At 67.5% G+C, this 11,957-nt stretch carries 13 protein-coding genes; 5 read left to right on the top strand and 8 right to left on the bottom strand.

The window, feature by feature from the left end; genetic code table 11:
• Positions 1-70: 70 nt before the first annotated feature.
• Complete coding sequence (locus tag AWC25_RS09290) at positions 71-583, bottom strand: DoxX family protein (RefSeq protein ID WP_069403068.1); 513 nt, start codon at positions 581-583, stop codon at positions 71-73.
• A 185-nt stretch (positions 584-768) separates the two neighbouring features.
• Here AWC25_RS09290 and AWC25_RS09285 point away from each other — a divergent pair, with 185 nt between their 5' ends.
• A complete protein-coding gene (locus AWC25_RS09285; RefSeq protein WP_069403067.1) occupies positions 769-2,334 on the top strand; it encodes a pyruvate, phosphate dikinase in 1,566 nt (521 codons plus the stop codon).
• Positions 2,331-2,936, top strand: coding sequence for a hypothetical protein (locus tag AWC25_RS09280; protein ID WP_069403066.1), 606 nt, complete (start codon positions 2,331-2,333; stop codon positions 2,934-2,936). The genes AWC25_RS09285 and AWC25_RS09280 overlap by 4 nt, the downstream gene beginning before the upstream one ends.
• 1 nt (position 2,937) lies before the next feature.
• Here the strand turns inward: AWC25_RS09280 and AWC25_RS09275 are convergent, their stop codons facing one another.
• The 3 genes from AWC25_RS09275 to AWC25_RS09265 form a co-directional block, all read right to left on the bottom strand.
• Positions 2,938-4,179, bottom strand: a complete 1,242-nt coding sequence (locus tag AWC25_RS09275; protein WP_244899483.1) for a WS/DGAT domain-containing protein — start codon at positions 4,177-4,179, stop codon at positions 2,938-2,940.
• 16 nt (positions 4,180-4,195) lie between these two features.
• The gene (locus AWC25_RS09270; RefSeq protein WP_085166678.1) at positions 4,196-5,098 is read right to left on the bottom strand and encodes an alpha/beta fold hydrolase; all 903 of its coding nucleotides are present in this window, start codon (positions 5,096-5,098) and stop codon (positions 4,196-4,198) included.
• 158 nt (positions 5,099-5,256) lie between these two features.
• Entirely contained in the window at positions 5,257-5,748 is a 492-nt protein-coding gene (locus AWC25_RS09265; protein ID WP_085166677.1) for a VOC family protein, read from the bottom strand.
• Between the two features lie 92 nt (positions 5,749-5,840).
• Here AWC25_RS09265 and AWC25_RS09260 point away from each other — a divergent pair, with 92 nt between their 5' ends.
• Positions 5,841-6,692, top strand: a complete 852-nt coding sequence (locus AWC25_RS09260) for an alpha/beta fold hydrolase (RefSeq protein ID WP_085166676.1) — start codon at positions 5,841-5,843, stop codon at positions 6,690-6,692.
• Here the strand turns inward: AWC25_RS09260 and gnd are convergent.
• Both gnd and AWC25_RS09250 read right to left on the bottom strand, forming a co-directional pair.
• The gene (gnd, locus tag AWC25_RS09255) at positions 6,685-7,707 is read right to left on the bottom strand and encodes a phosphogluconate dehydrogenase (NAD(+)-dependent, decarboxylating) (RefSeq protein ID WP_069403021.1); all 1,023 of its coding nucleotides are present in this window, start codon (positions 7,705-7,707) and stop codon (positions 6,685-6,687) included. The genes AWC25_RS09260 and gnd overlap by 8 nt on opposite strands.
• A gap of 14 nt (positions 7,708-7,721) precedes the next feature.
• Positions 7,722-9,131: a glucose-6-phosphate dehydrogenase gene (locus AWC25_RS09250; protein WP_085166675.1), complete on the bottom strand. Its 1,410-nt coding sequence runs from the start codon at positions 9,129-9,131 to the stop codon at positions 7,722-7,724.
• Between the two features lie 132 nt (positions 9,132-9,263).
• Between AWC25_RS09250 and AWC25_RS09245 the strand changes: the two genes are divergently transcribed.
• Positions 9,264-10,085, top strand: a complete 822-nt coding sequence (locus tag AWC25_RS09245) for an adenylate/guanylate cyclase domain-containing protein (RefSeq protein WP_085166674.1) — start codon at positions 9,264-9,266, stop codon at positions 10,083-10,085.
• Positions 10,086-10,148: 63 nt separating this feature from the next.
• On the opposite strand, the gene AWC25_RS09240 is transcribed toward AWC25_RS09245, so the two are convergent.
• Positions 10,149-10,340 carry a hypothetical protein gene (locus tag AWC25_RS09240; protein WP_069403024.1) on the bottom strand — a complete coding sequence of 64 codons (192 nt, stop codon included), beginning with the start codon at positions 10,338-10,340 and terminating at the stop codon, positions 10,149-10,151.
• 65 nt (positions 10,341-10,405) lie between these two features.
• On the opposite strand from AWC25_RS09240, the gene AWC25_RS09235 reads away from it, so the two are divergent.
• Entirely contained in the window at positions 10,406-11,086 is a 681-nt protein-coding gene (locus AWC25_RS09235; protein WP_085166673.1) for a guanylate cyclase, read from the top strand.
• 48 nt (positions 11,087-11,134) lie between these two features.
• Here the strand turns inward: AWC25_RS09235 and AWC25_RS09230 are convergent, their stop codons facing one another.
• Complete coding sequence (locus tag AWC25_RS09230) at positions 11,135-11,458, bottom strand: putative quinol monooxygenase (protein WP_069403026.1); 324 nt, start codon at positions 11,456-11,458, stop codon at positions 11,135-11,137.
• Between the last annotated feature and the right edge of the window lie 499 nt (positions 11,459-11,957).

Here is an 11,957-nt window from a genome sequence, read left to right as displayed (position 1 = left end):
AGGCCAACCCCGCACCAACAGCGTCCATCACCCCGAACAGCTGCTCAGCCCCGACGACGACGACCCTTGATCAGCCCGCTTGCTGGGCCGGTGGCCGGTAGAAGATCAGCAACAGGCCGAGGCCGCCCGCCAGGCCGAGCGCGAGCGCGATCAGCAGCCCGTTCCAACCGATCAGCGGGTTGTTGATCCCAAAGATCAGCCAGTCCAGGCTGAGTCGGCCGGGCCCCAGCGTGGCCACCGCCACCGCGCTGACGGCCAGGACCAGGTTGTACTCCCAGCCTTCCTTGACGATGAAGAATCCGTTCCGGCGATGTACCGTCCACGCAGCGACCAGCATCAAAGCGACAAAGCCGGCCGCCGGGATCGGGGTCAACAGCCCGGCGGCCAATCCCAGTCCGGCGGCCATCTCGGTGGTGGCGGCCACCGTCGCGTGGAACTTGCCCGGCTTCATACCGATGCTTTCGAACCAGCGCGCGGTGCCCGGAATCCGGCCACCGCCGAAGAATTTGTTATAGCCGTGTGCGGCCAATGTCACGCCCAACACCAGCCGCAGGATCAGTAATCCGACGTCATAGGGAGTCATACGTGCAAACCTAGATCATCGGTTGGCCGGGTTTGCAGCAACCGCGAGCCGCGGTGCCTCCGGAGGGGTGTGGGAACATAGCGACATTCCCGCGTTTGCCGAAACCAGCCGGACCAGGAGGGGGTGGACCCACGGCGCGTATCGCACGAGGCACAAAGCATGCGCCCACCTCCACCGACCACACCGTGGTGTTGCTGAACGGCGACGCGGACCATCCGCGCGAGCTGTTGGGCAACAAGGGACACGGCATCGAGATCATGCGCCGGCACCGCTTGCCGGTGCCGGCGGCGTTCTGCATCACCACGGAAGTGGGCTCGCGATACCTGGGCAACCCCGCCGCGACGTTGGATGCGATCTGGGACGACGTGCTGCGCCGGATGCGGTGGCTGGAAACCGAGACCGCCCGCACGTTCGGCCGCGGGCCGCGGCCGCTGCTGGTCAGCGTGCGCTCGGGGGCGAGCCTATCGATGCCCGGCATGATGGACACGATCCTGAACGTGGGCAGCAACGACGCCGTCGAACAAGCGCTGGCCGCAGCCGGATCCGAACAGTTCGCCCGCGACACCCGGGCTCGGTTCGCCACCATGTATCGGCGCATCGTCGGCTCGCAGTCCATTCCCGCCGACCCATACGCGCAGCTGCGGACGGCCGTCGAGGCGGTATTCGCGTCGTGGAATTCCCCGCGCGCCACCGCCTACCGCCACCACTACGGCCTCGACGACCGGGGCGGCACCGCAGTGGTGGTGCAGGCCATGGTATTTGGCAATTACGGCCCCAATTCCGGTGCGGGAGCGTTCTTTTCCCGCAACCCGATCACCGGGGCCAACGAGCCCTTCGGCGAGTGGCTGCCCGGGGGCCAGGGCGACGACGTCGTCTCGGGGCTGGTCGACGTCGAGCCGATCACCGCGCTTCGCGACGAACAGCCGGACGTCTATGCCGAGCTGATGGACGCCGCGCGCACCCTGGAGCGTCTTGGTTCCGACGTCCAGGAGATCGAGTTCACCGTCGAAGACGGCAAGCTTTGGCTGCTGCAGACCCGGTCGGCCGAGCGCTCGGCGCAGGCGGCGGTGCGGCTGGCACTGCAGTTACGCCACGAGGGATTGATCGAGCCGGCCGAAACACTGCGCCGGGTGACACCGGCACACGTCGAGGCGCTGCTGCGGCCGACGCTGCAGCCCGAAACACGCTTGGCTGCACCACTTTTGGCCCGCGGCTTGCCCGCGTGCCCCGGCGTCGCGTCGGGCACGGCCTACACGGAGGTGGACGCGGCGCTCGCCGCCGCCGACCGCGGTGAGCAGGTCATCCTGGTACGCGACCACACCCGACCCGAGGACGTCCTGGGCATGCTCGCCGCGCAGGGCATCGTCACCGAGGTCGGTGGAGCGGCCAGCCATGCGGCGGTAGTCAGCCGTGAACTCGGCCGGGTCGCGGTGGTGGGCTGCGGGCACGGGGTCGCCGCCACGCTCGCGGGCCGACAGATCACCGTCGACGGCTGCGAAGGCGAAGTGCGCGAAGGTAATCTGACCGCATCCTCGTGGTCGGAGAACGACACACCCGAGTTGCGTGAGCTCGCCGACCTCGCACGGCAGGTCAGCCCGCTGCGGGCGCATGCCGAGGGCGACTACCCCCGACTGAACGGCACCTCCGACGACGCGGTACGCGCCGCCCTGGATGCCGGACACACCGACGTGCTGACGGGCTCGCCGCTGATCGCGATGCTGGCGGCGCTGCGGCTGAGGGGACAGCGGTGACGGAATTGGCGGTGCTGCAAGCGGTTCGACTCAAGGGCCGGGTATCGCCGGGGGATCTGGCCGTCACTGTCGATGCCGACGTCAGCACCGTCACCCGGATCGTCGACCAGCTGACCACCGCGGGCCTGCTGCTCGGTGGGGCGACGCTGCGAATCAGTGCGGGCGGGCGCGACCGCTTGGCGGCGCTGCTCGCCGAGGAACGCGAAGGTATCGACACGGGCGCGATCACCGCGGCCTACAACGACTTCCGGCGGGTGAACGCGGAATTCAAGTCCTTGGTCACCGACTGGCAGCTCAAGGACGGCGCGCCCAACCCGCACGACGACGCCGAGTACGACGCCGCGGTGCTGGCCCGTCTCGACGCGGTGCACGCCCGGGTGTTGCCCATCATCGAGGCCGTCGCTGCCCAACTCCCTCGGCTGAGCGCCTACGCGACGAAACTGATTGCCGCTCTTGAGAAAATCAAGTCCGGCGATGGTTCCTGGCTGACCCGGCCGCTGGCCGACTCCTACCACACCGTGTGGTTCGAATGGCATGAGGAGTTCATCGGCGCCGCCGGGCTCACCCGCGCGGAAGCGGCCCGATCGGGCGATGCGCAGTAGGTCATAGCGCCGCGGCCAGCAACTCGACGTAGGCGTCGATGTCGCCGACGGCCGACTCCGCCGCGTGGACGCTGATCGCGATGGTCTCGCCGATACCGTGCACCCCGTGCGTCAGGCTCATGGCGGGGGACAGGGCCGGGTATCCGGCCGTGAGGACCACGCGGGCACCCCCGAAGCGCAAATCGGCGGCGCCGCGGTTGACGCTGGACAGCACCGTGTTGCCGAGCACTTCGGTGGGCCGGGCGTCGGCGTCGAATTGTGAGATGCCCCAACGCAGTAACGGGGCGGGTACCGCGGCGAAAGCCTGGCCGGCGCTACGTGTGGCCGGATGTTCGAAGCGGCGCCGTGCGTTGCTCAGGTCGGTGCGGATGCGCTCCATCCGCACCTCCGGGGCAAGGTCCGGATAGAGGCCGACCACGGCATTGCCGAAATGGTTATTGGCCTGTCGCGCAACGGGTTTCACCATCGGCACCTCGGCGCCCAACGACGGCGGCGCACTGTCCAGCAGTCCAGACAGTGCGCCGGACACCGCGGCGAGTACCCCGATGGTGACGGTCGGTCCGGCCAACTGTGTGCGGTGGCGCACCAGGGTGCGCACCGAGCGGGCGCCCTGGGGGCGGGTGTTGGTGGCGACCGGCGGCCGCGAACCGACCCCGGCGGCCAGCAGGCCCGCGCGGGTGTCGCGGACCAGCGTGCGGTGGGCGCGTGCCGCCTGTACCGCGCGCCAGCCGAAGCAGCCCGGCCGCGGGCGGCGCACCTCGGGCACCGGCGCCGTCCGGCCGAAGAGCCAGGACGCCATCGCGGTCCCGCGGGCGCCGTCGGCCAGCGCATGCGGCAGCTGCAGCACCGCGACGGTGCCCGGGCGGTCGACACCCGGGATGCCGAATACCGGGGTGAACACGTGCAGCAACCAGGGCGTGCGGCGCAGGTCCAGCTGTTGGTCGCCGAGCCCGGCCACCGCCGTCAAGCAGCCGGCCCAGGTGCCGCCGGGCACGGCGTGGCGCACCACCTGCTCGCTGCCCACCGGCGCGGGCACCCACTGCGGATACGTCAGCGAGCATCCGTCGCGGACGCGCACGCTCAGGGCGGGGCAAGCGGCGGCCCGGCCGAGCACCTGGGCCACGGCCCGATCCGGGTCGGCCAGTTCGCCGTCGAAGGCGTAGAGCAGGAACTCGTCGCTGGGGATCTTGGCCGACATCCAGTAGAACTGCGCGTCGACGGCCGCCATTCGCCGCCCCGACACGACGCGAGGCACGGCGTCAGCCGGGTGAGCCGACGAATGCCAGCACCCGGTCGGCGACCTTCTCGGGCTGTTCCAGCTGCAGGAAATGGCCGGCATGGTCGATGATCGCCACGTCGCTTCCGGCGGGCAGCACCTTGGCCGTCCAGTGCGCGAAAGCCGAAGTCATGCAGCCGTCGTCGCGACCGTGTAGGTACAAGCTGGGCAGGATGGGCGCTTCGGTCCACCGCTCGTTCAGGTCGGCGTAACGCTGCGGCGGCTTGGTGTTGCGCAGCGTGGCCCGGTAGGTGCCCAGCGCCGCCCGCCAGCTCTCCGGTGTTCCGATCGCGGCGTCGACGTGGCGAAGGTCCTCCTCGGCGCCGCGGTAACCCGGCGACCATCGCCGCCACAGCAGCGGCAGGATCCAGCGCGCCGAACGCTCTGGCAGCCAAGGCAACTGGAAGTAAAAGATGTACCAGCTGCGCAGCAGCTGATGCGGCAGCAACCGGGCCAGCCGGCCCCGCTCGCTGACCTGCCCTCGGAAAGCGGCCGAGACCGGCACCGACATGATCACCGCTTTGGTGAACGGGCTGTTGGGCAACGCGGCCAGCCCGGTGGCCGCCAGCGCACCCCAGTCGTGACCGATCACGACGTCGCGGTCGGTTCCGCCGGCGGCCGTCCGGACGCGCAGGGCGTCGTCCATGATGGCGCCGACGTGGTAGCTGCCATCGTCGGGAATCGACGACGGCGCGTACCCACGCATGAACGGCGCGATGACCCGCCACCCGGCCTTGGCGAGCAGGGGCGCGACCTTGCGCCAGCCGTAGGCCGTGTCGGGGAAGCCGTGCATACACAACGCGATCGGACCGTCGGGCGGGCCCCAGGTCAGCGCCTTGACGTCGCCGGGTGGCCCCGGCACGTCGATCCATCGCGGCTCGGTCATCGGGGGGACACCTGAGCATTGCCGGCCATATCCACTCCTGTTCCCCGCGTCCGCAGGGACCAACCTAACGTGTGTGACCGCGCAGCGCACCGACCGACGCCAGCGCGTTGGTCCGTCGAACGCGGTCGCGCCGGCGTCGATTTCGGCGAACAACCCGATCACCGGCCGGGAACGCCCGATGCCTCGTCCGCCGCCCGCTCCAGGTCGGCGACGACGATCTTGCGCATGCCGTGCATGGCGCGGGTGGCGGCCGTCGCGCGCGCCGGATCGGGATGGTTCACCAGCTCATAGAGGCGCCGCGGGACGATCTGCCAGCTCAGGCCGAAGCGGTCGGTACACCAGCCGCACTGCGATTCCGCGCCGCCGTCGGTCAGCCGGTCCCAGTAGTAGTCGACCTCGTCCTGGTCCTTGCAGTCGATCGTGAACGACACCGCCTTGCTGAAGGAGAAGTAGGGGCCGCCGTTGATCCCGATGAACCGGGTGCCGTCCAGCACGAAGGTGCCCGACAACACCGTGCCGGGCTCGCCGGGGCCGGCATCGGTGCAACGGTTGTAATCCTCGATCCGCGAATTGGGGAACACCGAGGTGTAGAACGTCGCCGCCTCCTCCAGATTGTGGTCGAACCACAGCGAGGGCGTGATTGTTGGCACGGGCGTCTCCTTTCGGTCGGGTTTGCCTGATAGACCCCGGCAACCGGCAGAACTCATCGGGGGGCTCGCGGGGGCTATGTAACGTCAGTCCGATGAGCACGGTGAAGTTCGCGGGCGTGGGCGGTATCGGTTTGGTTGCCGACGAGTGGAACCACGCGGCGGCGGCCGCGGATCGGCCCACGATTTTGATGCTGCACGGCGGGGGTCAAAACCGGTTCTCCTGGAAAAACACCGGCCAATTCCTGGCCGACGAGGGTTACCACGTCATCGCGCTCGACAGCCGCGGCCACGGTGACAGCGACCGCGCGCCGAATGCGGACTACGCGATCGAAACCCTGCAGGCCGACGTCTTGCACGTGCTCGCGGCGATCGGCCGGCCGGTGGTGCTGATCGGCGCCAGCATGGGCGGGCTGACCGGCATCCTGGTCGCCGACGCCGCGGGACCGGACAAGGTGACGGGCCTGGTCCTGGTTGACGTGGTGCCGCGGTACGAGAAGAACGGCAGCGCGCGCATCCGTGACTTCATGCTGACCAACCTGCACGGTTTCGCCTCGCTCGAGGAGGCCGCGGACGCGGTCTCGGCGTATCTGCCGCACCGCAGCAAGCCACGCAGCCCCGAGGGACTGAAGAAGAATCTGCGGCTGCGCGACGGACGCTGGTACTGGCACTGGGATCCGGCGTTCATGACCGCGCCCGGCGACGACCCGGAGCTGCGGACCGACAATTTCGAGCGCGCCGCGGCGCGCCTGCAAATCCCAATTCTGTTGATCCGCGGCAAGCTTTCCGATGTCGTCAGCCCGAAAGGCGTCCAGCACTTCCTGGACACCGTGCCGCGCGCCGAATTCGTCGAGCTGTCGCACGCCGGGCATACCGCGGCCGGCGACGACAACGACGCCTTCACCCAAGCCGTCGTGGACTTCGTCCGGCGGTTGACGGCTAGTTAGCCGGTTTCTCCGCGTGCCCGCCGAATTGCTTGCGCATCGCCGACAGCGCCTTGTTCGCGAAGTCGTCGAGATCGCGTGAGGCGAAGCGGGACTGTAGCGCCGTCGTCAACACCGGCGCGGGGACGCCCTCGTCGATCGCGGCGATCGCGGTCCAGCGGCCCTCTCCGGAATCGGAGACCCGTCCGGAGAACTCGTGCAGGTCGGGTGATTCGTGCAGCGCGCTCGCGGTCAGATCCAGCAGCCAGGAGCCGATGACGCTGCCCCGCCGCCACACCTCGGCCACTTCTGGGATGTCGATGTCGTACCGGTAGCACTCGGGGTTGGACAGCGGGGCGGTTTCGGCGTCGCCCGTCACGACGCGGTTGCCGACGTCGGCGTTGCGCAGGATATTGAGTCCCTCGGCGAGCGAGGCCATCATCCCGTACTCGATTCCGTTGTGCACCATCTTCACGAAGTGCCCGGCCCCGGACGGCCCGCAGTACAGATAACCCTTCTCGGCCTGGGCGACCTCACCGTCGCGGCCCGGCGTCCGCGGCGCCGCATCCACACCGGGCGCGATGGCCGCGAACAGTGGCTCGGCATGCGCGAAGGATTCCTCGTGGCCACCGATCATCAGGCAGTAGCCACGCTCCCGACCCCAGACACCACCGCTGGTCCCACAATCTAAGAGGTGAATGCCTTTCTCCGCCAATAGCTTTGAGTGCTTCATGTCGTCGCGATAGTAGGAGTTGCCGCCGTCGATCACAATGTCGCCGGGGTCGAGCGTCGTGGCGAGTTCTTCGATCACCGACGTGGTGATGCTGCCCGCGGGCACCATCACCCACACGACCCGAGGGGCGGTCATCTTCTCGGCCAACTCGGCAACCGAGAACGCCCCCGTCATCCCCGCCTCCGCGGCCAAGGTCTTGACGACGCTCTCGTCGTGGTCGTACACCACGCCCTCGTGCCCACCGCTGACCACGCGGCGAATGATGTTCGCGCCCATCCGGCCCAGGCCGATCATTCCCAGCTGCATTTTCTCCGGTCTCCTTATCGTGCGGCGGTGTTGTTCGTCGGCATCCACGGTTCCTGCCAGCGGCGGCGACCGGGCAACAGCGACCCCGCGGCCTCGGGCCCCCAGGATCCCGGATCGTACTGGTGGATCTCGCTTGGCTTGTCCAGCAAGGGCGCAACGATGCGCCACGTCTCCTCGATGCTGTCCTCGCGCGCGAAGAGCTGGTGATCGCCGGCCAGCGCGGCCTGGAACAGCAGTTCGTAAGGTCGCTCCGCTTCGCCCAGATCAGTGGCGAATTCAGAATCCAGGTGAACGTCCCGAAAGGCGTCGCCGACCTGAGCGGATATCTGCAGCCGCATCCCAGGGTCGGGGTCGATGCGCAACACCAGCTGGTTGGGTTCGGCCGGACCCTTGTGGTTGAGGAAGGCCAGCCGGGGAACGTGATGCAGAAACAACCGAACCTCTGTCACCTTCTCCGGCAAGGCTTTTCCCGCTCGTAGGAAGATCGGCACGCCGGACCAGCGCCAGTTGTCGATTTCGGTCCGCAACGCGATGAAGGTCTCGGTCTTCGAATCCTTCGCCACGCCGGGCACATCGGTGTAACCGCGGTATTGCCCTCGCACGCATTGCTTGGGATTCACCGCCGGCATGGCCCGGAACACCTCGTACTTTTTGTCGTTGAGATCGTCACCGCTGAGGCCAACCGGCGGTTCCATCGCCACCAAGGCCAGCACCTGCAGCAGGTGATTCTGCACGACGTCGCGCAGCGTGCCGACCGCGTCGTAGAACCTGCCGCGATCCTCCACACCGAAGTCTTCGGCCATCGTGATGTGGATCTGCGACACGCTTTGGCGATTCCACAGCGAGGCCAGTGCCTGGTTGGCGAACCGCAAGCACTCGAGTTCCACCACCGGCTGTTTGCCCAGGAAGTGGTCCACCCGCAAGATCTGGTCTTCGTCCAGCACCGCCCGCAGCCGCCCGTTCAACTCGCGCGCCGACTGCAGGTCGTGGCCGAACGGCTTTTCGACGGCGACGCGGGCCCGCTCCAGCAAACCCGCCCGCCCCAGGTTCTCCACGATCGGCGCGAACAACGACGGTGGCATCTCCAGGTAATACAGCGGGCGGTAATCCGAGCCGATCGTCTCGGCAAGCGTGTCGTAGAGCGCGCCATCGGTGACGTCCCCGTGCACGTAGCTGAGCCGGCCCGCGAGCCGCTTGAACGCCGCTTCGTCGATCTTCTCGCCGGCGTCGCCGATGGCTTGGTGCGCGCGCTCGACGAGTTGGTCCACCGTGATGTCGTCGCTGGCCACACCCAGGATCGGGCAGTCCAGCAGGTTGCGGGTTTCCAACCGATACAAGGCCCGAAACGTCATCTTGCGGGCCAGATCCCCGGTGATCCCGAAGATGACCATGAGATTCGACGAACGCCCACCGTCTTCGGCCAAGACCGAACCTCCCAAAAATCACCTGATCGGTTTCTTGAGATTCACTATTCCCGAGGCGTCCGTCATCAACCCTAGACACTGCGTATAGGCCCGACAACCTGAGGCAATGGCGGGCTTTGCGAGGATGCCTGTGTGGGTGACGCGCTACACATCGCGGTTTATGCGCTGACCGGGATCGTGGTGCTCGAGGCCGGCGCGCTCGTGGTGCTGTGGAGGTTGCTCGTCCGTAGCCAGGCGGAGGCCGAGGAGTTGCGGCAACGTGCCGACACGCGCAACTGGCTGATCTCCGGCGGCCGGGAGGCCGTCAAGACGGTGTGGAACACCGCGAACGTGATGCGCAAGGAGGGCTTCGGCGCGGCCGTGCGCGGTTCCATCGAAGAACTCGCCGACTGGGCCGAGGTGGAGCGGCCCGACTTGGCCCGGGTGACCCCGGACGGCCGGGTGGTGATCCTGTTCTCCGACATCGAGGAGTCCACCGCGCTCAACGAACGAATCGGCGACCGCGCCTGGGTCAAGCTGATCGCCGCGCACGACAAGCTCGTCTCCGGTCTGGTCAAGCGCCATTGCGGCCATGTGGTCAAGAGTCAGGGCGACGGTTTCATGATCGCCTTCGCCCGTCCCGAGCAGGCGGTGCGCTGCGGCGTCGATCTGCAAAGCGCTTTGCGTGGGGATGAAAAACGTAAGCGGCACACCGCAATTCGCGTGCGGATCGGGATCCACATGGGACGCTCGGTGCGCCGCGGCGATGATCTGTTCGGTCGCAACGTCGCCCTGGCCGCCAGGGTCGCGGCGCAGGCGGTCGGTGGCGAAATCTTGGTGAGCCAGCCGGTACGCGACGCGTTGAGCGACCGCGACGACTGCGCCGACGTGGCGTTCGACGACGGACGCGACGTCGAGTTGAAAGGGTTTTCGGGCAGCCATCAATTGTTCGCGGTCGCGAGCCGGCCGGGCTGAGTGCGTCCTGATCGCTCGAAACTTAATCCGTTGCGAACCGCTACGGCGTGTCGGCGCAACCAGTTAAGTGTCGCGCAATCCGGGTCCGGCCTGACCGCCCTGCCCATCGGATTGGGCCAACCGCTCATGCAGCCGGGCGCGAATCTCGTCAGGTGTGTAGGCGCGCCGTTTGCGTTCGTCGCGGACCACCAACGCACCCCCTGCGACGACCCCAGCAACACCGGCCAGCCCGATCCACTTCCAAATGTTGCGCATAATTGACACGCTAGGCCCGCACCCGAAAAAGCGATTGCTCTGTTCCCTGTGATGAGCGGACTTACATGCTGACATTGGAACAAGCGGTGCACGAGACGCGCACCGGTGACCTGTGGCTGTTTCGCGGCGGATCCGGACCGGACCGCGCCATCCAGACCCTGACGAACAGCCCGGTGAACCATGTCGGGATGACGGTGGCCATCGACGACCTGCCGCCACTGATTTGGCATGCCGAATTAGGCGACAAGCTCGTCGACTTGTGGACCGGAACCAATCACCGAGGGGTGCAGCTCAACGATCTGCACCAAGCCGTCCTGCAATGGGCACAGCGCTACCGCCAGCGGTGCTGGCTGCGTCAGCTCACCCCCAATCCCGGCCGCGAGCAGGAAAACGCACTGCTGCAGGTGATCGCGCGGATGGACGGGACCGCCTTCCCCACGACCGCGCGGCTCACCGGCCGGTGGTTGCGCGGCCGACTGCCGACCGCCTACGACTGGCTGCAGGGAATCCCGCTCGTAGACAAGAAGATTCGGGAGTCCACACAGCGCCGTAAGCAGCGACAGCGCCTCGTCCTGGAAACGGCGTACTGCGCGGAGACGGTGGCCATCACCTACGAGGAGATGGGATTGCTGCAAACCGAGAAGTACTCGAATTATTTTGACCCAGGCTCGTTTTGGAGCGGCGACGCCCTGCCGCTGGCTCCCGGTTACGCGTTGGGCCAGGAGATCGAGGTTGCGGTCGGCTAGCCGCCGCGCATCCGAGTCCGAAACGGGTCGACCGCCGACGGATCAGGGCTAGCCGACCCTTATCTCGCCCATCTCCGACCAGCCGGTGGCGTCGATCGTCTGGCTGATGATCTTGGGCGTGGACTGCAACGCCTGCGGCAGCTCTTCCATCGCCCGCTTGAAGTGCTCGCTGGTGACGTGGGCGCGGCCGGCATCGCCGTCGCGGAACCCTTCGACCAAGATGTACTCCGCGGGGTTCTCCAGACTGCGCGACCAGTCGAACCAGAGATTGCCCTCTTCGGCACGGGTCGCCGCGGTGAACGGAGCAACCAGCTCCGGCCAACGGTCGGACCACTCGGGTTTCGTTTCCCATTTGACGACGATGAAGATCATGAGGTCCCCGCTCGTACTCAAAGCCCAGTGCATTTCGTTGCCCGATCATGGCGGGCAGCGACAGGATATACGGCCGTCGGCGGTCCGCGGCACGCCGCGGTGGGCCGCCCTCGCGAGGATTGGCCGAGCGATTTTTTGCTATGCGAGAGCGCAGTCCGCCCAACCATCGTATTAGACGGCTGGGCGGACTTTGCTCCGATTCTGGGCGAATTGATAAAGCCCGATGTCGTAATTGTGACGAAGCCCACAGCGGGCGCCGTGTTTCGAATACTTCACCAGCGGGCGCGGAAAGTGTGAGCAGCCGCCGCTATTAGCAAAGGGCTATTTGGTGACCACGCATTTCTACTTAGGGGTTCAGAATTTCGGGGTCGCCGGGCGGTGGCGGTGCAGGTGCGATCGCATCGATCAATACCGGCGGGGGCGGCGCGTCGGGTGGCGGCGGCAACAGGTCCGCCGGCGGGGGCGGCGCGTCGGGTGGCGGCGGCAACAGGTCCGCCGG

It is taken from the genome of Mycobacterium sherrisii (assembly GCF_002102355.1).
Classification (GTDB): domain Bacteria; phylum Actinomycetota; class Actinomycetes; order Mycobacteriales; family Mycobacteriaceae; genus Mycobacterium; species Mycobacterium sherrisii.
This window is presented reverse-complemented; position numbering and strand designations above follow the sequence as displayed.

What these genes read in the sequence shown, in the direction of transcription:
- AWC25_RS09290 (WP_069403068.1), bottom strand. Translation starts at nt 583, where the DNA reads ATGACTCCCTATGACGTCGGATTACTGATCCTGCGGCTGGTGTTGGGC.
- AWC25_RS09270 (WP_085166678.1), bottom strand. Translation starts at nt 5,098, where the DNA reads ATGACCGAGCCGCGATGGATCGACGTGCCGGGGCCACCCGGCGACGTC.
- AWC25_RS09260 (WP_085166676.1), top strand. Translation starts at nt 5,841, where the DNA reads ATGAGCACGGTGAAGTTCGCGGGCGTGGGCGGTATCGGTTTGGTTGCC.
- gnd (WP_069403021.1), bottom strand. Translation starts at nt 7,707, where the DNA reads ATGCAGCTGGGAATGATCGGCCTGGGCCGGATGGGCGCGAACATCATT.
- AWC25_RS09240 (WP_069403024.1), bottom strand. Translation starts at nt 10,340, where the DNA reads ATGCGCAACATTTGGAAGTGGATCGGGCTGGCCGGTGTTGCTGGGGTC.
- AWC25_RS09235 (WP_085166673.1), top strand. Translation starts at nt 10,406, where the DNA reads ATGCTGACATTGGAACAAGCGGTGCACGAGACGCGCACCGGTGACCTG.
- AWC25_RS09230 (WP_069403026.1), bottom strand. Translation starts at nt 11,458, where the DNA reads ATGATCTTCATCGTCGTCAAATGGGAAACGAAACCCGAGTGGTCCGAC.